Source organism: Nocardioides albidus, assembly GCF_006335005.1.
Classification (GTDB): domain Bacteria; phylum Actinomycetota; class Actinomycetes; order Propionibacteriales; family Nocardioidaceae; genus Nocardioides; species Nocardioides albidus.
The window spans coordinates 48,340-68,376 of sequence record NZ_VDMP01000014.1 but is presented as its reverse complement, the minus strand read 5'-3'; the positions used below and the strand labels follow the sequence as shown (position 1 = coordinate 68,376).

Here is a 20,037-nt window from a genome sequence, read left to right as displayed (position 1 = left end):
CCTCTCAGTGACCCACGAACCGCCGCACCGGGCCGACGACCAGCACGTTCATCGCGGCGGTGAGCGACGACAGCCAGATCCGCACGTCAACCCCGCACCGCGAGATAGGCCGCGACGAGCAGCAGGATGATGCCCAGCGCCGCGGCGACCGGGAGGTCGCTGGCCCTCGACGCGCGCTGGCCACGGTGCTTGTGGGTCGTTTCGTTGGTCCGCATGGATCTCCCTTGTCCGAGACGTTCACCTGACCGGACGCGATCCGGTGGCGTTCATCACGCGGTTTCGGAGATTTCCCCGGGGGACGAACCTCAAGGGACGAGGAGCGAGCGCACCTTGTCGTGTCCCAGAGCCGCGAACAGGGTGGGCAGGCGCGGCCCGCGCTCGGCGTCGACGAGCAGCGCGTAGAGCAGTCGGAAGAACGCCTTCTGGTCGGCCTTCACCTCGTCGGTCGGTGCGTCGTCCAGCGTCAGCCCGCGGCCCAGCTTCGGGACGCCGTAGATCAGCGTCGTGAGAGCGTCGATCTGGTCGGCCGCTTCGTAGGCGGCGGCGAGCCGCTTGACGAGCAGGCCGATCCACAGCGACTCCTGCTCCGACAGCGAACCGAGTCGCTCCGCGTCCGGGGTCTCGCGGACCGTCGTGCGCTCCTCGGGGTCGACGTACGCGGTGATCCAGGTCGCGGCCTTCGACAGCCGCGGCTCGAGGTCGGCCTCGGAGGCGCCGACGGTGCGCGCGGTGATCTCCCGCGAGCCGGCGGTGACGTCGGCGACCGACGACAGCATCCGGAACGGTACGACGACGGCCGGCGTGGGCAGGGTGCCGGCGCTCGACGTGGCCGAGGCCCGCTCCCACGCGAGCACGGCGGCGTCGCGCTTCTCGGGGATCGCGGCCTTCTTCGTCAGGGCGTCCCACTCGTCGTACAGGCGCAGCACCTCCTGGCCGAAGTCGACGTTGAAGGCCTGCTTGGGCTGGCGGCGCGCGTAGAGCCAGCGCAGGATCGGGGCCTCGAGGATCCGCAGCGCCTCGGCGGCGGTGGGCACCCCGCCCTTGGACGACGACATCTTGGGCATGCCGGCCACGCCGACGAACGAGTAGCCGACGAACGACGGCGCGGTGCCGCCGAAGATCGGGCCGACGATCTCCTTGCCGACGGTGTACGACGAGCCGGGGCTCGCGTGGTCGACGCCGCCGGGCTCGAAGTGGACCCCCTCGAACGTCCAGCGCATCGGCCAGTCGACCTTCCAGACCAGCTTGCCCTCGTCCTGGGTGGCGACATTGGTGACATGGGAGTCGCCGCACACGTCGCAGGTGTAGGCGAGATCGGTCGTCTCGTCGTCGTAGGACGTGAGGGTGACCGTGTCGCGGCCGCAGCCGCGGCAGTAGGGCTTGTAGGGGAAGCGCGCGAGATCCTCGCTGGCGCCGTGCCCGGTGTCCTCCTCGGCGGTGGACTCGCCCTCCTCGACCGGGTCGGCGGTCTTCTTGGTGCGGAAGCGTGCCATCACCGACTCGATCTCGCCGCGCTTGCGGATCGCGGTGAGGATCTGCTCGCGATAGGTGCCGGCCCGATACATCTCGGTCTGCGACACCTCGACCATGTCGCAGCCCATCTCGACGAGCGCGGCGCGCAGCGGGGCCTTGTAGCGCTCGCCCCAGTTGGCGAACTCGCCGGTCGGGTCGGGGACCGCCGACAGCGGGCGACCGATGTGCTCGTTCCAGGCGGTGTCGACACCCGCGGGCACCTTGCGGAAGCGGTCGTAGTCGTCCCAGCTGTGCAGGTGACGCACGTCGATGCCCCGGCGGCGGATCTCCTCGGCCACGAAGTGCACGGTCAGGAACTCGCGCAGGTTGCCCAGGTGGATCGGCCCGGACGGGCTGATGCCGGACGCGCAGGTGACCAGATCGGGCAGGGTGCCGCCGTTGACCTTCTCGGCGTGCCGGAGCGCCAGGTCGGCGGTCCGGGTCACCCAGTCGGCGGGGTCCTGCTGCTGGTCGCGCTGTCCTCGTGCCACGGCTCGCAAGCCTATTGCGCTAGCGCGGCGGGACCACCATCGAGTACGCCGCCGGCAGGACCCGCCAGGCGCGCTCGGCCACCGGCCCGTCGATCTCGCCGTCGCTGTTGCACTCGAACGGGGTGCCGCTCACCCGGACCGCGCGGCCCCGCACGATGCGCACGTCGCGGTGCTCCTCGTGGCGTGCGAACGGCAGGCGCAGCAGGTAGCCCAGTCGCGCCAGCGAGCCGGCCGGCGCGGCGATCATCACGTCCACCACGCCGTCGTGGGGGTCGGCGTCGGGGGTCAGCTCGGTGCCGCCGCCCACCGAGGCGCCGTTGCCGACGGCCACCATCAGCACCGGCTGGTCCACATCCACGACCACGTCGTCGTCGACCTCCACCCGGACCCGCAGGGTCGGCGGGTTGAGCGCGGTCTGCAGGGCTCCGATCGGGTAGCCGACCTTGCCCAGCCGGGCCTTCCAGCGGGCTCCGGCCCTCCCGGCCTCCGCCCCGGCGCCGACATGGACGCTGTTGACGGTCACCTGGTCGCGCTCGTCGACCACGACGTCGGTGGGCCGGGGGCTGCCGGCCAGCAGGGCCCGGGCGGCCTCCTCGGCCTCGAGCGGCACGCCGAGGGTGCGGGCGAAGTCGTTGCCCGTCCCGAGCGGGAGGAGAGCCAGGGTGCGCCCGGCCAGGTCGCCGCGGCCGTGCAGCGCCTGGATCACGGCGTGGATGCTGCCGTCGCCGCCCGCCACCACGATCGTCCGGTCGCCCGCCTCGGACAGCACGTCGTCCAGCTCGTCGGGGGAGGAGGTGCCGCGGACCTCGACCTCGGCGCCCTCCCGCAGCACGGCGAGCGCGGCGTCGACGGCCGCCTGGTCCGCCGTACCCGCGTCGCTGTTGGTGATGAGCAGGAGTCGGGTGGCCACGCGTGAAGCCTATGCTTCGGCAGAACTTGCCGACGTACGCCGTCCTCGCGAGTGATTGGATCTGGAGACATGACGGCCCTGAGCTCCCCCCGCCGCTGGACCGCCCGCGAGATGATCGACCTGGTGCTCGACGACGGCTCCTACGAGTCCTGGGACACGCCGGTCGACATCAGCGGGCACAGCGAGGACTACCAGGCGGAGCTGCGCGCGGCGACGGAGAGGGCGGGCACCGACGAGTCCGTCCTGACCGGCCGCGGCACCGTGCGCGGACGGCCGGTCGCGTTCGTCGTCAACGAGTTCCGCTTCCTCGCCGGCTCCATCGGCGTCGCCGCCGCGACCCGGATCGCGGCCGCCGTACGCCGGGCCACCGCGGAGGGACTGCCGGTCCTCGCGAGCACCTCCTCGGGCGGGACCCGGATGCAGGAGGGCACCCGGGCGTTCGTGCAGATGGTCGAGATCTCGCGGGCGCTGATGGAGCACCGCGCCGCGGGTCTGCCCTACCTCGTGCACCTGCGCCATCCCACCACCGGCGGCGTCTACGCCTCGTGGGGCTCGCTGGGCCACGTGACCGTCGCCGAGCCCGGTGCGCTGGTCGGCTTCCTCGGCCCGAAGGTCTACGAGGCGCTCAACGGCGAGCGCTTCCCCGACGGGGTGCAGTTGGCCGAGAACCTCGCCGCGCACGGTGTCATCGACGCCGTCATCCCGGTGGAGAGCATCCCCACGCTCGTCGACCGCGCCCTCGGCGTCCTGGTCGATCCCGCCGAGACGCCCGCGCTCGAGCGCCGCACCCCGGTCGCTGCCGGAACGACCCTCGACCACCCGGTGTGGGAGGACATCGAGGCGACCCGCGCCGAGGACCGGGTCGGCGTCCGCGACCTGCTGCGGTACGGCGCCGCCAGCACCCTGCGCCTCAAGGGCACCGACGAGGGCGAGCGCGACGACTCGGTGCTGATCGCGCTGACCCGTCTCGACGGCCAGCCGTGCGTGCTCGTCGGCCAGGACCGCTCCCGCCAGAGCCCCGCCACGCCGATGGGCCCCGCGGCGCTGCGCGAGGCCCGGCGGGCGATGGAGCTCGCCGAGGAGCTGCGCCTGCCGCTGGTCACCGTCGTCGACACCCCCGGCGCCGAGCTGTCGCAGTCGGCCGAGGAGGGTGCGATGGCCGGTGAGATCGCCCGCTGCCTCGCCGGCCTGGTCACCATGACCGTGCCCACCGTCTCCGTCATCCTCGGCCAGGGCTGCGGGGGAGGGGCGCTGGCCCTGTTCCCCGCGCGCACCGTCCTCGCCACCGAGCGCGCCTGGCTCTCCCCCCTCCCGCCCGAGGGCGCCAGCGTCATCGTCCACGGCGAGCCGTCCCACGCCGCCGAGATGGCCGCCCAGCAGAAGGTCGGCGCCCTCGACCTCCTCGCCGACGGCGACGTCCACGGCGTCGTACCCGAGCGTGACGACGACACCGCCGAGACGCTGGCGCGCGCCGTGGTGGCGGAGATCGCGGCGCGGCTCGCGGGCTGAGCGGGCATGTAACTCGGTGTTACGGCGACTACCACGGTGTCGTGACCGGTCAGGACACCGTGGTAGTCGCCGTAACACCGAGTTACATGCCAGACCCGCCGCGCCGCCCCACCTTTTGGTAGCGTGCCCCCGCAAGAGCCCCGGTCCTTGCCGGGGCTTCTTGCTGGCAAACCACCGAAGGGTGCGTCGAGCAGCCGTTCCGATCAGGCGGGACGGAGGGACTCCGTCCCGAGCGAAGGAGCGAGCAGATGCCCGCAATCGTGATCGTCGGGGCCCAGTGGGGCGATGAGGGCAAGGGCAAGGCGACCGACCACCTCGGCAGCCAGGTCGACTACGTCGTCAAGTTCAACGGCGGCAACAACGCCGGCCACACCGTCGTCATCGGCGACGAGAAGTACGCCCTCCACCTGCTGCCCAGCGGCATCCTCACCCCCGGCTGCACGCCGGTCATCGGCAACGGCGTCGTCGTCGACATCGACGTGCTGTTCCAGGAGATCGACGGGCTCGAGGGCCGGGGGGTCGACACCAGCAGGCTCAAGCTCAGCGCCAACGCGCACGTCATCGCCGACTACAACCGCACCATCGACAAGGTCACCGAGCGCTTCCTCGGGTCGCGCCGGATCGGTACGACGGGCCGCGGGATCGGGCCGACCTACGCCGACAAGATGAACCGGATCGGCATCCGCGTCCAGGACCTGTTCGACGAGAAGATCCTCGCCGCCAAGGTCGAGGGCGCCCTCGAGCTCAAGGGCCAGATCCTCACCAAGATCTACAACCGCCGCGCGCCGTCGGTCGAGCAGACCGTCGAGGAGCTGCGCAGCCACGCGGAGCGGCTGGCGCCGTACGTCTGCGACACGGGTCTGCTGCTCAGCCAGGCGCTGGACCGCGACGAGGTCGTGCTGATGGAGGCCGGCCAGGCCACCCTGCTCGACGTCGACCACGGCACCTACCCGTTCGTGACCTCCAGCAGCGCGATCTCCGCCGGCGCCTGCACCGGCACCGGCATCCCGCCGACCCGCATCGACCAGGTCATCGCGATCGCCAAGGCCTACACCACCCGCGTCGGCGAGGGCCCGTTCCCGACCGAGCTGCACGACGAGAACGGCGAGTTCCTGCGCAAGGCGGGCTGGGAGTACGGCACCACCACCGGCCGCCCGCGGCGCTGCGGCTGGATGGACACCGTCATCACCCGCTACGCCGCCCGGGTCAACGGCGTCACCGACTTCGTGCTCACCAAGCTCGACACCCTGACCGGGCTCGCCGAGCTCCCCGTCTGCGTCGCGTACGACGTCGACGGGGTCCGCCACGACGAGATGCCGGTCAACCAGACCGACTTCCACCACGCCGTGCCGGTCTACGAGAACCTCCCGGGCTGGTCCGAGGACATCTCGGGCTGCCGTTCGTTCGAGGATCTCCCGAAGGCCGCGCAGGCCTACGTCGAGTTCGTCGAGGAGCGCTCCGGGGCACGGATCTCGGTGGTCGGCGTCGGGCCGGAGCGCGAGCAGGCGGTCGTGCGGCACCCCCTGCGCTGACTCCTGGCCGGGATCCGGCCGGGATCCGCGGATCTTTTCCGGATCCCGCCCGTATGGGATGGTCCGCGGTGGGCACCGCACAGCGGACGTGGGACTTGCGTAGGGGCCTGTGGGGGCCCGGGGGACTGAAGGTGGTGGCGTGGCAGAGCGACCGTCCGTGGTGATCATCGACGACTCACCGGAACTGCGGGCGCTGGTCGGCGCCCGCCTGCGTGCGTCCGAGCTCTTCGACGTCGTCGCCGAGGGCGGAGACGGCGGGGCGGCGCTGATGCTCGCCCACGAGCACCAGCCGACCCTGATGCTGCTCGACACGTCGATGCCCGTCCTCGACGGTCTCGAGTGCCTGCCCCTGGTCCTGGCCGTCTCCCCGGACACCAAGGTCGTCATGTTCACCGGCTTCCAGGCCGCGGGCCTCGCCGACCGGGCCCGCGAGCTCGGGGCGACCGCCTTCGCGGAGAAGTCGCTGCCGCTCGACAGTCTGGTCGACCTGCTGTGGAGCCATGCCGGCGACGGACCGACGCCGCCCCGCCCGCGCAGCCGGCCGCTGCGCCTGGCGCGCGGCGACGACCCGGACGCGCGCGACCAGCGGGTCCTCGACGAGCACCTCGAGTGCTACCGGGAGGTCTTCGACCAGGCCACGATCGGCATGGCGACGATGACGCTCAACGGCAGCATCGTGCGGGCCAACCGGGCGCTCATCGAGATGGTCGGGCGGCCGTCGTTCAACCTGGTCGGGCTCGACTACGGTGTCCTCACCCGCGAGCACGGCGACCAGCTCGACGACGCGCTGGCGCGGATCACCGAGGGCGGCGAGGACGTCGTCGCCTTCGAGCACCCGGTCGAGCGCGAGAACGACGTCCGCACCGTGCGGGTCACGCTCACGCCCGTCCGCGACTCCCGGGGCGAGCCGCTCTACACGTTCGCCCAGGTCCAGGACGTCACCTCCGAGCTCGAGCTGCGCCGCAGCGAGGAGGTCTTCCGCCTCCTGGTGACGGCCGTCAAGGACTACGCCATCTTCATGCTCGACGTCGACGGCCGGGTCGCGAGCTGGAACGCCGGCGCCGAGTACATCAAGGGCTACCCCGCCGACGAGATCGTCGGGCGGCACTTCCGGATCTTCTACCCGCGCGAGCAGCGCGAGTCCGGTCATCCCGAGCACAACCTCGAGCTGGCGCTGCGCGACGGCGTCTACACCGAAGAGGGCTGGCGGATCCGCCGCGACGGCAGCACCTTCTGGGCCCGCGCGGTCATCACCGCCGTGTACGACGAGTCCGGCCGGCACCGCGGGTTCGCCAAGGTGACCCGGGACCAGAGCGAGCAGCGGGCGCACGAGGAGGAGCGCCGGCGCGCTCTCGACCAGCAGGCCCACCTGCTGGCCGTCACCGCCCACGAGCTGCGGACCCCGGCGGCCGTCATCGACGGGGCGGTCGCGATGCTGCGCGACGGGGACGACCTCGACGCGCAGGCGCGCGAGCAGGTCCTCGAGGCGATGGCGTCGAGCGCGAACCGTCTCCAGCGACTGATCACCGACCTCGGCACGGCCTCCGACGTCCAGGCCGAGGCTCTCGCGCTCACCCCCGAGACGATGTCCCTGGCCGGCGCGCTGACGACGGCCGTCGACCGCGTCCATGCCGCGCACGCGAGGGCCCGGATCACATTGCGCGTCGACCAGAACGTCGAGTTCGTCGCCGACCCCGGCCGCGTGGGTCAGGCGCTCGACAACCTCCTCGAGAACGCCGTGCGTCACGGGCGCCCGCCGGTCGAGATCACCGGCGAGCGCACCGCCGAGGGGATCCGGGTCGTCGTCAGGGACGCCGGCCCCGGCGTCGAGGCGCGGCTCGCGGACCGGGTCTTCGAGCGCTTCGCCCACGCCGGACCGACCGCCGGCACCGGGATCGGGCTCTACCTCGTCCGCGAGATCGCCCGCCTGCACGGCGGCGATGCGAGCTACGTCGTGGACGACTCGGGCCGTCCCTCCTTCGTCCTCGACCTTCCCGCGCGCCCGCAGATCCCGCGTTCCTGAGCGGGTCAGTCGACCAGCTTGAACCCGTCGTCGCACTCGGGCGCGCAGGCCAGCGAGCCCCAGGTCTGGGGATCGCCGAAGGCCGAGCCGTCGGACAGCTGGACGGACAGGACGAGCTCGTCGTCGGCGGCGCCGTCGTTGGCGGTGTGGCGCAGCTGCACCAGGTCGGCGTCGCCGTCCCCGTCGACGTCGCTGAGCGCGTCGCCGGCGACTCCGCTGTCGTAGAGGTACTTGCGGGCCTCGTCGAGGCTGCGCGGGGTGGTGTGCCAGCGGGTCCGCGGGGCGAAGGCGTCGTCCTCGACCTCGTAGACGAAGACGACGCGCCCGGCGGCGTTGGGGGCGACGAGCTCGTCAGCGCCGTCCCCGTCGACGTCGCCGACGCGCCACGGCGCCAGCAGCGGGGCGACGCCCGCCCCGCCGAGCACCTTCTCCGCGACGGTGACGAGCTTGCCGTCCTCGGGCCGCAGCAGGCGCAGCACGTCCGCGTCCTGGGCGTCGGTCCCGAAGTAGACGACCTCGACCCTGCCGTCGCCGTCCACGTCGGCCGTGAGGGGAAGGCTGTCGGAGAGCTCCGAGGAGTACCACTGCGTGGGCGCCGCGAACCCCTCGTCCTCCGCCAGCGCGACGTAGAGGCCGTCGGCCTCGTCGGAGGCGTCGCCGTAGAGGATCAGGTCGTCCAGCCCGTCCCCGTCGAGGTCCCCGGCCGCCGCGTTGTAGGGCTTGATGTCGAACGCCGGGTCGAGGGCGAGCTCGGTGGTCCACCGCTCGCCGTCGGCGGGAATGACGACCACGCTCATCCGGTCGTCGTCCTCGTCGAGCCACACCACGTCGGTACGACGGTCGCCGTCGACGTCGGCGAACACGGGCAGGCCGACCTCGGCACCGTCACGCCGGGGCGAGCCGAACTGCAGCCCGGTCGACGGGACGGTCCACACGGAGAGCGGGCTGAGCGACTCGAAGCGGGTCTGGTGGACCAGCACGTCGCCGTACCCGTCCGCGGTGAGGTCGCCGGCCACCGCGGCGGGCTCCTCCTTCCCCTTCGTCCGGTCGCCGTCGGGTCCGTCGCCGCGGGTGACCAGCCAGCCGGTCAGGCCCGCGACGAGGGCGAGCGCCACGACCGAGGCGACCGCGAGCGGCCAGCGCCGGGAGGTCCGGCCCTCGCCGGCGGCGCGGATCGCTGTGGGGGCGGGAGGCGGCGGCGGTGGTCCCTCGACGGTGTCGGGCGGCGCCGCCGCGGCGAGACGCTCGAGGTCCTCGCGCAGGGACGTGGCGTCCGGGTAGCGCTGGGCCGGGTCCTTGGCGAGCACCCGGGCGATGACCGCGTTGAGGTCCGTGGTGAACGCGGAGTCGCCCGGCAGCCGCGGGATGGGCGCCTGCTGATGGGCGAGCGCGACCTGCACGTCGGTGCCGCGATAGGGCTCGTGGCCGGTCAGGCAGGCCCACAGCACACAGCCGAGGGCGTAGACGTCGCTGGAGGGGGTGGCCGGGAACCCCTCGGTGCGCTCGGGGGACAGGTAGGGCCCGGTGCCCGCGACCGTGCCGGCCGCCGTCGGGGCGGGGCCCTCGACACCCTCCGCGCGGGCGATGCCGAAGTCGCACAGGTAGGCGTGCTGGTCGGCCGTGCCGGGATCGCGGATGAGCACGTTCGACGGCTTCACGTCGCGATGCACGACCCCCGCCCGGTGGGCGTCGGCGAGGCCGCGGGCGAGCTGGGCGCACAGCTGCAGCGCCTGGCGGGCGGGCATCGCGCCGTGCTCGCGCAGCCAGCTCCACAGGTCGCGCCCGTCGACGTACTGGGTGACGATGTACGGCGTCCCGTCCACCTCGTCGTGGTCGTGGATCGCGATGACGTGCGGCGAGTCGAGACGGGCGAGCGCGGCCGCCTCGGCCTGGAAGCGCTCGCGGAACTCCGCTGACTGCGCCAGGGTGCCGGTGATGACCTTGAGGGCGACCGTGCGGCGCAGGCGGGGATCGGTCGCGGCGAAGACGACGCCCATCCCGCCCTGGCCGAGCACCCGGTCGAGGCGGTAGCGGCCGAACTGGTCGCCGACGTTGGGAACGCGCATGGGATCTCCCCCGAGTTGAGTGATCGTTCGAGGGGTGCGCCGGCCGGGCGCGGACCCCGGGTCATTCCACCATCCGGCCCGGTCTGGCCCGGCCACCGGCTTCCTGCCCCGCGCACTTTCAGGCCTCCGGGCCCCGGAGACCTAGGATCGGCGCTCGTGAAGACCCTCGTCATCGGCACCGGCGGCCGCGAGCACGCGCTCGCCCTGGCACTGTCCCGCGACCCGGGGGTGAGCGAGGTCCACGCCGCCCCCGGCAACCCGGGCATCGGTGCGTTCGCGACGCTCCACGACGTCGACCCGATGGACGGCGCGTCGGTGGCCGCGCTCGCCCGCGAGGTCGGCGCCGACCTCGTCGTCGTCGGACCGGAGGCGCCGCTCGTCGCGGGCGTCGCCGACGCGGTGCGCGACGCCGGGATCGCGGTGTTCGGTCCCTCGAGGGAGGCCGCGATGCTCGAGGGCTCCAAGGCCTTCTCCAAGGAGGTGATGGCCGCGGCCGGCGTGCCGACGGCCGGGTCCCGCACCTGCACCACCTCGGAGGAGGTCGCCGCCGCGCTCGACGGGTTCGGGGCGCCGTACGTCGTCAAGGACGACGCGCTCGCCGCCGGCAAGGGCGTCGTGGTCACCCGCGACCGCGCCGAGGCCCTGGCCCACGCGGCCGCCTGCGGGCGTGTCGTCGTGGAGGAGTTCCTCGACGGACCGGAGGTGTCGCTCTTCGCGGTCTGTGACGGCGCCACGGCGTACCCGCTCCAGCCGGCCCAGGACTTCAAGCGCATCCGCGACGGGGGTCGCGGGCCCAACACCGGCGGCATGGGCTCGTACTCGCCGCTGCCGTGGGCGCCGGCGGACCTCGCCGCCACCGTGATCGACACGGTCGTGCAGCCGACGCTCGACGAGATGGCGCGTCGGGGCGCGCCGTTCGTGGGCTGCCTCTACGTCGGCCTCGCCCTCACCGCCGCCGGCCCGCGGGTCATCGAGTTCAACTGCCGCTTCGGCGACCCGGACGTCCAGCCCGTGCTGGCGCTCCTCGACTCGCCGCTCGGCGCGCTGCTGCACGCCGCGGCCACCGGGCGCCTGCACGAGGTCGAGCCGCCGCGCTTCCGCGACGGCGCCTCCGTGACCGTGGTCCTCGCCTCCGCCGGCTACCCGGAGTCGTCCTCCAAGGGCGACGTCGTCACCGGGGTGGGACGCGCCAACGGGGTCGCCGACGTCGACGTGATCCACGCCGGCACCGCCCTCTCCGGCGACTCGCTGGTCACCGCCGGCGGGCGGGTCCTCGCCGTGAGGGCGGTCGGGTACGACATCGCCGACGCCCGGTCCCGTGCCTACGCCGCGGCCGACCTGATCGACTTCCCGGGCATGCAGCGCCGCTCGGACATCGCCGCCGAGCCGCTCGGGGTGGTCGAGGGCGCCTCGCTGACCGATGAGTGAGCCGGCCGAGCGGCTCGTCGTCCGCTCCGCGGCGGATGCAGACCTCGACGCCGTGGCGGCGATCTACGCCCGCGAGGTCCGCGAGGGCCACGCCACCTTCGACACCGAGCCGCCGCCGCGGGCGCGGTGGGAGGACAAGCTCGCCTCGCGCCACCCGGGCGACCACTTCCTCGTCGCCGACGCGGGAGGAACGGTGCTCGGGTTCGCCTACTCCGGGCCCTACCGCGAGCGCGGCGCCTACGACCGGACCCGCGAGGTCACCGTCTACCTCGACCCGGCCGCCACCGGCCGCGGCGTCGGCCGCCTGCTGTACGCCGACCTCCTGGCCCGGATGGAGGCCGGCGGCATGCGGACCGCGCTGGCCTGCATCGCCCTGCCCAACGACGCCAGCGAGGGCCTGCACCGAGCCTGCGGGTTCGAGCGGCAGGGCGTCCTGCGCGAGGTCGGCCGCAAGTTCGACCGCTGGATCGACGTCGTATGGTGGCAGCGGATGCTCGGCTCCTGAGACACACGACCCGATCGCGGCGGCCCGCTCGACCTCCTCGACGGGTGAGAGGCCGGGCGGTGGCACAGTTGCGCCATGGCTGAGTCCGTCGAACAGGCACCCGCCGGCGTGGTCACCGAGCGGCTGGCGCTGGTGCTCTGGGACGAGCCGACCGTGACGGCGATCCGCTCGGGGGAGCGGCTCTCGGGCTGGCACCCCGACTTCCCCCGCGAGGACGACCTCGGCGCCGCCACCCTGTGGCGCGACGGCGACCCCTGGGGTCCCCGCTCGATCGTGTCGCTCAAGCAGCGGCTCGTGATCGGCTCGATCGGCTTCTTCGGCCCGCCCGAGCCCGCGGCCGACGACGTGCCCGAGGTCGAGGTGGGCTACGGCCTCGTGGCCGCGGCACGCGGGTACGGCCTCGCCACCGAGGCGCTGGGTGCCCTGCTCGCCCGGGCCGACGCGGCCGGCGTACGCGTCCGGGCGTCGGTCGCGCCCGACAACGCCGCCAGCCTGCGGGTCGCCGCCAAGGCCGGCTTCACCGCCGTGCGCGGCAGCACCGAGGACGGCGAGCTGGTGCTCGTCCGGCCGCCGCGCTGACTCGGCGGGCGGGTCATGTAACTCGGTGTTCGTGCGACTACCACGGACTCCTGACCGGTCAGGACCCCGTGGTAGTCGCACGAACACCGAGTTACATGACGAGGCCGGCATGGGAGAATCGACCCCCGTGACCGCCCCGAACGTCGTGCCCAATGTCCTGGCCACCCGCTACGCCGCCGCCGACCTCGCGCAGATCTGGTCGCCCGAGCACAAGATCGTCCTCGAGCGGCAGCTGTGGATCGCCGTGCTCCAGGCGCAGAGGGACCTCGGGATCGACGTGCCGGACGGGGTGGTCGAGGCCTACGAGGCCGTGGTGGAGAAGGTCGACCTCGACTCCATCGCGGCCCGGGAGCGGGTCACCCGCCACGACGTGAAGGCACGGATCGAGGAGTTCGCGGCCCTCGCCGGGCACGAGCACATCCACAAGGGCATGACCAGCCGCGACCTGACCGAGAACGTCGAGCAGCTGCAGGTCAAGCAGTCCCTCGAGCTGCTGCGCGACCGCGCGATCGCGACCCTGGCGAGGCTCGCCCGGCTCGCCGCCGAGCACGAGGCCACGGTCATGGCCGGCCGCAGCCACAACGTCGCCGCGCAGGCGACCACCCTCGGCAAGCGCTTCGCCACGGTCGCCGACGAGCTGATGATCGCCGTCGAGCGGATCGAGGACCTGCTCGGCCGCTACCCGCTGCGCGGCATCAAGGGCCCGATGGGCACGGCCCAGGACATGCTCGACCTGCTCGGTGGCGACGAGACCAAGCTCAGCGAGCTCGAGCAGCGGGTCGCTCACCACCTCGGCTTCGACCGGGTCCTCACCAGCGTCGGCCAGGTCTACCCGCGCTCGCTCGACTTCGACGTGCTGTCCGCGCTGGTCCAGCTGACCGCGGCGCCGTCCAACCTCGCCACCACGATCCGGCTGATGGCCGGCAACGAGATCGTCACCGAGGGCTTCAAGGAGGGCCAGGTCGGCTCGTCCGCGATGCCGCACAAGATGAACACCCGCTCGTGCGAGCGGGTCAACGGCCTCGCCGTCGTCACCCGCGGCTACCTCTCCATGGTCGGCGAGCTCGCCGGCGACCAGTGGAACGAGGGCGACGTCTCCTGCTCCGTCGTACGCCGCGTCGCGCTGCCCGACGCGTTCTTCGCCGTCGACGGGCTGTTCCAGACCTTCCTCACCGTGCTCGACGAGTTCGGTGCGTTCCCGGCGGTGATCCAGCGTGAGCTGGACCGCTACCTGCCCTACCTCGCCACCACCAAGGTGCTGATGGCCGCGGTGCGCAACGGCGTGGGCCGCGAGAGCGCGCACGAGGCGATCAAGGAGGCCGCCGTCGGCACCGCCCTCGCGATGCGCCAGGGCCAGGCCGAGAACGACGTCTTCGCCAAGCTCGCCGCCGACGAGCGCCTCGGCCTGACCACCGACCAGCTCGCGTCGCTCGTCGCCGAGCCGATCACCTTCACCGGCGCCGCCGTCGCGCAGACCCAGGAGGTCTGCCGGCGGGTGGCCGCGATCGTCGAGGCCCACCCGCAGGCCGCTGCCTACAACCCGGGCGCGATCCTCTGAGTCCGGTCGTGGTGAGGTTCCCGGTCCCCGCGGACCGGGCGTTCGGCTACCTCGCCGACCCCCGGAACCGTCCGGACTGGCAGTCCTCCCTGCGCGCGGTGGCCGACGTACGACGGCAGGGTGCCGCGTGGACCGACGTGACCGTCGTCCCCGGCGTGCGCGCCCGGATGCGGACGACGGCGTCCGAGCCGCCGTACCGCTGGGCGGAGGAGGGCGTCCAGGGGCCCTTCCGTGCCCGCCTGGAGCTCCGCTTCGAGCCGGTGGGCGAGCGGGCCTGCCTGGTCAGCGCGGACTTCGAGGTCCGCGGACTCGCGCTGGGACGGCTGATCAGCGCCGTCGCCCGGCCGGCCGTCGCGGCCGACCTGCGCCGAGCGGCCCGCCTGGTCAGCTCGGCTTGACGTCCAGCACGACCTCGAACTCCAGCAGGCTCGCGCCCGTGGAGACCGGCTTGCGGGGCGCCTCGCCCTCCGGCGTGGCATGGGCGGCGCGGGCGTCCCCGTCGCGCCACGCCGCGAAGGACTCCTCGTCGGCCCAGTGGGTGACGACGAAGTAGCGCTCCTCGCCGGCCGTGGGCCGCAGCAGCTGGAAGCCGAGGAAGCCGGGCGCGCCCTCGACCGCACCCGCGCGAGCGGCGAACCTCTTCTCCAGCTCGGGACCGGCGTTCGGGGGGGACCTGGATGGCGTTGATCTTGACGACCGACATCACACGCGCGCCTCTCCGCCCCAGTTCGCGAGCTTCGTCGCGACGTCGTGCAGGCGCTCCTCGGGGACGCCGGTCACCTCGAAGGTCAGGCACACGCGCTCGCCGGCGATGCGCCCGAGGGCGACCGTGCCGGCCTCCGGGAGGTGCTCGATGATCCGGATGATGCGGTTGCCGATCCGGCCGAGCTGGGAGGCGTGGTCGTCGTCGAGCTGGCCGAGACCCTCGGGCTCGCGGTGGAGCAGGCTCAGGCCGAGCGCGCCACCGGCGTCGTGGCGGGCGAGGACCCAGATGTCGTCCTCCCAGATCACCGGCCCGGGGGCGAAGGAGGAGCTGTCGATGAGCGGCTGCGCGGACTCCGTCATGGCGCCACTCTGCCACCCGTCCTCGTCGTCTCGATGGGCACCCCCTCTCATCGATTGTCAAAGTCGATCGACTTTGTGAAGTATCATTGCCACCCATGACTCTGGGTGCCCTCGCCGTCCCGACGTACGACGACGCGCGCGTCGTCGTACCCGCCCCGGCCGCAGGGGCCGGCAACTGGGCCGGCGCCGCGAGCGCCGTGCTGGTCCACGGGACCTTCTGGCTGACCTACCGGGTGCGCCGCCCGCTCGACGAGGGACGCGGCGTGACCGTGGTCGTGGCCCGCTCGGACGACGGTGAGCGGTTCGAGACGGTCGCCGAGGTGCATCGGGACATGTTCGGCTGCGAGTCCTTCGAGCGACCGGTGCTGGTGCCCGTGCCCGCCGGGGGCTGGCGGCTCTACCTGTCCTGTGCGACACCCGGGTCGAAGCACTGGTGGGTCGACAGCCTCACCGCCGCCACGCCCGAGGCCCTGCCCGCCGGGGAGCGGCGGGTCGTCCTCCCCGGCGACGCCGCGGTCGCCGTCAAGGACCCGGTCGTCACGCACGGCCCCACCGGTTGGGCGATGTGGCTGTGCTGCCACCCGCTCACCGAGCCGGGGCACGAGGACCGGATGACCACCCGCCTGCTCCGCAGTGACGACGGTCTCGAGTGGGCTGACCGGGGCGAGGTCCTCGCCGGCCGCCCGGGGGAGTGGGACGCGCGCGGCGCCCGGGTGACCACCGTGCTGCGCCCGGGCGCAGGCGGTCCCCTGACGGTCCTGTACGACGGCCGGCCGGACGCCGCGTCCAACTGGTTCGAGACCACTGGGATCGCCACGTGGGACGGCACCCGCCTGGTCGCCGCCGACGCCCCGCCTCTCAGGTCGCCGTACGGCGACGGCGCCTGGCGCTACGCGTCCGCCGTACCGCTCCCGGACGGGCGGACCCGGTTCTACGTCGAGGCCGCCCGCGCCGACGGGGCGCACGACCTGGTCACCGTGGTGCGCTGACCGGTGCGCGGACGGTGCTGCGCTGGGCGAACGACCCGCGGTCGCGGGTCGAGAGCCAGTCGGAGAAGTCCTCGCCGGTGATCTCGGTCAGCAGCCGGACGTCGTCGGCGAAGGCCGGCAGCAGCCGGGCCCGCTGCTCGGCGCTCAGCGAGGGTCGGAGCGCGTCGCGGGTCTGCAGCTGTGCGACGACCGGCACGCTCGCCCGGCGCCACGCCTGCGGGGGCGCGAACTGCCCGGCCCGCGCGCCGGCGCGCACGACCGGGCCGAGGAGGCGGGGCCGCCACCCGGGAGCGACGTACGGCCGGGAGTTGTCGCGCGGGATCGTGGTCACCAGGCCCTCGCGGATGCCGAGGAAGCGGCAGGCGCGGTCGACCGTCTCCGCGGGACGGTCCACGATGTCGCGGTACCGGACCACCAGGATCCGCGCGGGGTCGACCAGCTTGACCAGATCGCGCAGCTGCTCGCCGTACAGACCGAGGTCGCGGTAGCGCCAGAAGGGTGCGTGCCCGGCCGCGACCCGGGCCTCCTCGAGCCCGAACGCGGTCTCGAAGTCGGCCTCCGGCTCGAGGCCGTCGGACCACAGGTGCATCCAGTTGCTGTAGGCGCGGTCGATGGGGTCGCGCACCACCGCGACGAGCCGGACGCCGGGCAGTGCGTCGGCGATCCGGCGCTGGGCGCCGCGGTGCCAGAGGTAGAAGGGCGTGCTCTCGCCGCGGATCGCATCCGCCGGCGCCGGCCGGAACAGGTCGGCGTACTCCTCCGCACGCCAGATCCACTCCCGCTGGGAGTGGCGGTCCCCGGGGCCGCCCCAGTGCGGCGGGGGAGCGCCCTCGCAGAGCCAGAACTTCGGCTCCTTCGGTGTCGTGACGAAGACGTCGGGATGGCTGGCGAGAGCGAGGTGGAGCGCGCTCGTGCCGGCCTTGGGGGCGCCGATGAGCAGGAAGTCGGGGCGGGGTTCCCGGGCCATGTGCGTCTCCTGGCGTCGAATGTCTTGTAAATCAGTGTAGATACTCATATGAACGCGGTGCAACGATCGCCCTGGATCCGGACATGGGAGAGGCATGAGGGACACCCCCGCCCGGGAGGACGACTTCCGCCGCCTGTACGACGCGCACTTCGACGCGGTCCTCGGGTTCGCCCTGCGCCGCTGCGACCGCCCCGAGGACGCGGCCGACGTCACGGCCGACACCTTCCTGGTCGCCTGGCGGCGGCTCGGGCACGTGCCGCCGGGGGACAGCGCCCGGCCGTGGCTGTACGGCGTCGCGCGGCGCACCCTCGCCAACCAGCGCCGCGGCGACGGCCGCCGGGTCGCGCTGGGCCAGCGACTGCGCTGTCAGCTCGGGCCCGCCGTCGCGGACCTGGCCGACGAGGTGGTCCACCGTGCCGACGTGACGGCCGCGATGGGGCGGCTCAGCGCCCGCGACGAGGAGGTCCTCCGGCTCCATCTGTGGGAGGGGCTCGAGCCGCGCGAGATCGCGGAGGTGCTCGGGCTCCCGACGGCCGTCGTACGACCTCGGCTGTCGCGGGCGCGCTCGCGGCTGCGCGCACTGCTCGGCAACGATCCGCCCGCCGCCGGACATCTCCCCAGCGAACCCGTCACGACGACCCGGAAGGAAGGGCACCGATGAGCCACCCGATCACCGACGCCGGCGTCGCTCGGCTCCCCATCCGCGAGGGTCGCGCCGAGCTCCTGGAGGAGATCATGACCCTGGCCCCCGTCGAGACCCCCGACCCCGCCCCGGTACGCCGGCGCAGCTTCGCCCCCGTCCTGATCGCCGTGGCCGCCGTCCTGGCCGTGGTCGGCGGAACCGCCTGGCTCGGTCTGCAGCGCGACGGCGGTGGTCGCGCCTCGGCGCCGGTCGCCAGTGCGCCGGCTACGCCGACGGCCACCGGCGGCCGGGCGGTGCTGACCGCGCCGGGGTGGACGGTCCGCAACGTGCAGGACCACCCCGACCACGGCGGCGAGCTGTCGTACGAGAAGGACGGCCGGCAGCTCGACGTGCACTGGCGCCCCGCCGACAGCTACGCCTCCTATGTCGCCGACCGCAACGACATCGGCACGCCGGTCGAGATCGACCTGCTCGGGAGGACGTCGCTCATGTGGGCCTACAGCCGACGCGATCACACAGTGATCCGCCCGGTGGCCGACGGCTACACACTCGAGGTTCGCGGCTCGGGCATGAAGGAGGCGGCGTTCCGCGCGCTGCTCGGCGAGCTGACCCTGGTCGACGAGAAGGGCTTCCAGCAGTCGCTGCCGGACGAGGCCGTCGTCGACGCGGAGCGCCCGGCAGCCGTTCAGGGCATCCTCGCCGACATCCCGCTGCCGGACGGGTTCGACCCCGCCTCGATCACGAGCCACGAGCTCTCGCGCTACCACCTCATCGCCGACGTGACCGGCACGGTGACCTGCGCCTGGATCGAGCGCTTCCGCAAGGGACGGGAGACCGGGCGGACCGAGCTGGTCGATCAGGCCCGGAGCGCGCTCGGCGCGGCCCGCGCCTGGTCCGCGCTGAAGGAGATCGCCGCCGACGGCGGCTGGTCCGACGCCGTCTGGGAGTACGCCGACATCGTCGCCGCCGGCGCCCCGCGGCCCCGGGACGACGAGATGTTGGCGGACGCCCTCGACGGGGGGCTCGGCTGCGACGACTGACTAGGCTCATCCCCGTGACGCTCGCGAACATCCCGCCCGCTCCGGAGCTCCCCGGGGCCCGCCACCTCCACTCCGGCAAGGTGCGGGACCTCTACGAACTCACCGAGGGCCCGCACGCCGGCAAGCTGCTGATGGTCGCGAGCGACCGCCTGTCGATCTTCGACTTCGTGTTGGAGACGACGATCCCCGACAAGGGCGAGATCCTCACCCGGATGTCGCTGTGGTGGTTCGACCAGCTCGCCGCACTGGTGCCCAACCACATCGTCTCGACCGAGGTCCCCGACGCCGTCCGCGGCCGGGCGGTGGTCTGCGAGCGGCTCGCCATGTTCCCCGTCGAATGCGTCGCCCGCGGCTACCTCACCGGATCCGGACTGCTGGACTACCGCGCCACCGGGGAGGTGTGCGGCATCGCCCTCCCGGCCGGCCTCGAGGACGGCAGCCGCCTGCCCGAGCCGATCTTCACGCCCGCCACCAAGGCCGAGCTCGGCGACCACGACGAGAACGTCTCCTACGACGCCGTGGCCGCGACCGTCGGCGCCGAGGCCGCCGCCGCGCTGCGTGAGCTGACCCTGCAGGTCTACGGCCGCGCCGAGGAGATCGCCCGCGAGCGCGGGATCCTGCTCGCCGACACCAAGTTCGAGTTCGGTACGTCGAGCGCCGACCCCGCCAGGATCGTGCTCGCCGACGAGGTGCTGACGCCCGACTCGTCCCGCTACTGGCCCGCCGACGACTGGCAGCCCGGGCGCGCGCAACCGTCGTACGACAAGCAGATCGTGCGCAACTGGGCGCTCTCGCCCGACAGCGGCTGGGACAAGGCCTCCGGCGAGGCCCCGCCGTCGCTCCCGGCCGAGGTCGTCGAGCGCACCCGCAGCCGCTACATCGAGGCCTACGAGCGCCTCACCGGCGAGAGCTTCTGATCCACCTCCGGGGTTGGTCCCGGGCACAGGGCTCGTCGGACCGTCTTGGTCCGGCGACCAGTGACCACGGTCACGACCGGCCAGTAGGTTGTGCGCCATGACGAACCTCGCCGAGTTCCTCGAGAACAGCGCCCAGTCCTATCCCGACCGCACGGCCATCGTCTTCGGGGACGCCCGGCTGTCCTACCCGCAGGTCGACGGCGCGGCCAACCAGGTCGCCAACCTGCTGGTCTCGCGCGGGATCCAGCCCGGCGACAAGGTGGCGCTGAGCTGCCCGAACCTGCCCTACTTCACGATCATCTA

The 20,037-nt window shown here is 73.2% G+C and carries 19 protein-coding genes and 1 pseudogene; 13 read left to right on the top strand and 7 right to left on the bottom strand.

The window, feature by feature from the left end:
* Positions 1-86 precede the first annotated feature (86 nt).
* From FHP29_RS23060 to FHP29_RS02495, 3 genes are all read right to left on the bottom strand, one after another.
* Positions 87-215, bottom strand: a complete 129-nt coding sequence (locus FHP29_RS23060; protein ID WP_275669412.1) for a hypothetical protein — start codon at positions 213-215, stop codon at positions 87-89.
* Between the two features lie 90 nt (positions 216-305).
* Complete coding sequence (lysS, locus tag FHP29_RS02500; RefSeq protein ID WP_139621290.1) at positions 306-2,003, bottom strand: lysine--tRNA ligase; 1,698 nt, start codon at positions 2,001-2,003, stop codon at positions 306-308.
* Positions 2,004-2,022: 19 nt separating this feature from the next.
* On the bottom strand, positions 2,023-2,913 hold the full coding sequence (locus tag FHP29_RS02495) for a diacylglycerol/lipid kinase family protein (protein ID WP_240044256.1): 891 nt from the start codon (positions 2,911-2,913) through the stop codon (positions 2,023-2,025).
* Between the two features lie 69 nt (positions 2,914-2,982).
* Between FHP29_RS02495 and FHP29_RS02490 the strand changes: the two genes are divergently transcribed.
* From FHP29_RS02490 to FHP29_RS02480, 3 genes are all read left to right on the top strand, one after another.
* Positions 2,983-4,422, top strand: a complete 1,440-nt coding sequence (locus FHP29_RS02490; protein ID WP_139621289.1) for a carboxyl transferase domain-containing protein — start codon at positions 2,983-2,985, stop codon at positions 4,420-4,422.
* A 248-nt stretch (positions 4,423-4,670) separates the two neighbouring features.
* The gene (locus tag FHP29_RS02485; RefSeq protein ID WP_139621288.1) at positions 4,671-5,954 is read left to right on the top strand and encodes an adenylosuccinate synthase; all 1,284 of its coding nucleotides are present in this window, start codon (positions 4,671-4,673) and stop codon (positions 5,952-5,954) included.
* 139 nt (positions 5,955-6,093) lie between these two features.
* On the top strand, positions 6,094-7,977 hold the full coding sequence (locus FHP29_RS02480) for a PAS domain S-box protein (RefSeq protein WP_240044255.1): 1,884 nt from the start codon (positions 6,094-6,096) through the stop codon (positions 7,975-7,977).
* 5 nt (positions 7,978-7,982) lie between these two features.
* On the opposite strand, the gene FHP29_RS02475 is transcribed toward FHP29_RS02480, so the two are convergent.
* Positions 7,983-10,043: a serine/threonine-protein kinase gene (locus FHP29_RS02475; protein ID WP_139621286.1), complete on the bottom strand. Its 2,061-nt coding sequence runs from the start codon at positions 10,041-10,043 to the stop codon at positions 7,983-7,985.
* Between the two features lie 156 nt (positions 10,044-10,199).
* On the opposite strand from FHP29_RS02475, the gene purD reads away from it, so the two are divergent.
* From purD to FHP29_RS02450, 5 genes are all read left to right on the top strand, one after another.
* Positions 10,200-11,471: a phosphoribosylamine--glycine ligase gene (gene purD / locus FHP29_RS02470; protein ID WP_139621285.1), complete on the top strand. Its 1,272-nt coding sequence runs from the start codon at positions 10,200-10,202 to the stop codon at positions 11,469-11,471.
* Positions 11,464-11,976: a GNAT family N-acetyltransferase gene (locus tag FHP29_RS02465; RefSeq protein ID WP_139621284.1), complete on the top strand. Its 513-nt coding sequence runs from the start codon at positions 11,464-11,466 to the stop codon at positions 11,974-11,976. Before purD ends, FHP29_RS02465 begins: the two co-directional genes overlap by 8 nt.
* A 75-nt stretch (positions 11,977-12,051) precedes the next feature.
* Entirely contained in the window at positions 12,052-12,555 is a 504-nt protein-coding gene (locus FHP29_RS02460) for a GNAT family N-acetyltransferase (protein WP_139621283.1), read from the top strand.
* Positions 12,556-12,682: 127 nt separating this feature from the next.
* The gene (purB, locus tag FHP29_RS02455; protein WP_240044254.1) at positions 12,683-14,113 is read left to right on the top strand and encodes an adenylosuccinate lyase; all 1,431 of its coding nucleotides are present in this window, start codon (positions 12,683-12,685) and stop codon (positions 14,111-14,113) included.
* An 8-nt stretch (positions 14,114-14,121) separates the two neighbouring features.
* Positions 14,122-14,511 (top strand): SRPBCC family protein, encoded by a 390-nt coding sequence (locus FHP29_RS02450; protein WP_205013817.1) that lies wholly within the window; start codon positions 14,122-14,124, stop codon positions 14,509-14,511.
* Here the strand turns inward: FHP29_RS02450 and FHP29_RS02445 are convergent.
* Together FHP29_RS02445 and FHP29_RS02440 are read right to left on the bottom strand one after the other, a co-directional pair.
* A pseudogene (locus tag FHP29_RS02445) lies at positions 14,498-14,816 on the bottom strand (antibiotic biosynthesis monooxygenase family protein). The gene FHP29_RS02450 and the pseudogene FHP29_RS02445 overlap by 14 nt on opposite strands.
* Positions 14,816-15,178 carry a hypothetical protein gene (locus FHP29_RS02440; protein WP_139621280.1) on the bottom strand — a complete coding sequence of 121 codons (363 nt, stop codon included), beginning with the start codon at positions 15,176-15,178 and terminating at the stop codon, positions 14,816-14,818. Before FHP29_RS02440 ends, FHP29_RS02445 begins: the two are co-directional and overlap by 1 nt.
* A gap of 95 nt (positions 15,179-15,273) precedes the next feature.
* Here FHP29_RS02440 and FHP29_RS02435 point away from each other — a divergent pair, with 95 nt between their 5' ends.
* The gene (locus tag FHP29_RS02435) at positions 15,274-16,167 is read left to right on the top strand and encodes a hypothetical protein (protein WP_139621279.1); all 894 of its coding nucleotides are present in this window, start codon (positions 15,274-15,276) and stop codon (positions 16,165-16,167) included.
* Here FHP29_RS02435 and FHP29_RS02430 read toward each other — a convergent pair.
* A complete protein-coding gene (locus FHP29_RS02430; protein WP_139621278.1) occupies positions 16,151-17,134 on the bottom strand; it encodes a sulfotransferase family protein in 984 nt (327 codons plus the stop codon). The two genes, FHP29_RS02435 and FHP29_RS02430, sit on opposite strands and share 17 nt — an antisense overlap.
* A gap of 94 nt (positions 17,135-17,228) precedes the next feature.
* On the opposite strand from FHP29_RS02430, the gene FHP29_RS02425 reads away from it, so the two are divergent.
* From FHP29_RS02425 to FHP29_RS02410, 4 genes are all read left to right on the top strand, one after another.
* Complete coding sequence (locus FHP29_RS02425; protein ID WP_139621277.1) at positions 17,229-17,795, top strand: RNA polymerase sigma factor; 567 nt, start codon at positions 17,229-17,231, stop codon at positions 17,793-17,795.
* Positions 17,792-18,817 carry a hypothetical protein gene (locus tag FHP29_RS02420; protein WP_139621276.1) on the top strand — a complete coding sequence of 342 codons (1,026 nt, stop codon included), beginning with the start codon at positions 17,792-17,794 and terminating at the stop codon, positions 18,815-18,817. The genes FHP29_RS02425 and FHP29_RS02420 overlap by 4 nt, the downstream gene beginning before the upstream one ends.
* 14 nt (positions 18,818-18,831) lie before the next feature.
* Positions 18,832-19,734 carry a phosphoribosylaminoimidazolesuccinocarboxamide synthase gene (locus FHP29_RS02415; RefSeq protein WP_139621275.1) on the top strand — a complete coding sequence of 301 codons (903 nt, stop codon included), beginning with the start codon at positions 18,832-18,834 and terminating at the stop codon, positions 19,732-19,734.
* 97 nt (positions 19,735-19,831) lie between these two features.
* Positions 19,832-20,037: AMP-binding protein (locus tag FHP29_RS02410; RefSeq protein ID WP_139621343.1), on the top strand; the 206-nt coding region annotated here is incomplete at its 3' end.

Excerpts from the sequence above, each read along its gene's own strand:
- FHP29_RS23060 (WP_275669412.1), bottom strand. The coding sequence starts at position 215 with ATGCGGACCAACGAAACGACCCACAAGCACCGTGGCCAGCGCGCGTCG.
- FHP29_RS02490 (WP_139621289.1), top strand. The coding sequence starts at position 2,983 with ATGACGGCCCTGAGCTCCCCCCGCCGCTGGACCGCCCGCGAGATGATC.
- FHP29_RS02485 (WP_139621288.1), top strand. The coding sequence starts at position 4,671 with ATGCCCGCAATCGTGATCGTCGGGGCCCAGTGGGGCGATGAGGGCAAG.
- FHP29_RS02475 (WP_139621286.1), bottom strand. The coding sequence starts at position 10,043 with ATGCGCGTTCCCAACGTCGGCGACCAGTTCGGCCGCTACCGCCTCGAC.
- FHP29_RS02465 (WP_139621284.1), top strand. The coding sequence starts at position 11,464 with ATGAGTGAGCCGGCCGAGCGGCTCGTCGTCCGCTCCGCGGCGGATGCA.
- FHP29_RS02460 (WP_139621283.1), top strand. The coding sequence starts at position 12,052 with ATGGCTGAGTCCGTCGAACAGGCACCCGCCGGCGTGGTCACCGAGCGG.
- FHP29_RS02440 (WP_139621280.1), bottom strand. The coding sequence starts at position 15,178 with ATGACGGAGTCCGCGCAGCCGCTCATCGACAGCTCCTCCTTCGCCCCC.
- FHP29_RS02435 (WP_139621279.1), top strand. The coding sequence starts at position 15,274 with ATGACTCTGGGTGCCCTCGCCGTCCCGACGTACGACGACGCGCGCGTC.
- FHP29_RS02430 (WP_139621278.1), bottom strand. The coding sequence starts at position 17,134 with ATGGCCCGGGAACCCCGCCCCGACTTCCTGCTCATCGGCGCCCCCAAG.
- FHP29_RS02425 (WP_139621277.1), top strand. The coding sequence starts at position 17,229 with ATGAGGGACACCCCCGCCCGGGAGGACGACTTCCGCCGCCTGTACGAC.
- FHP29_RS02420 (WP_139621276.1), top strand. The coding sequence starts at position 17,792 with ATGAGCCACCCGATCACCGACGCCGGCGTCGCTCGGCTCCCCATCCGC.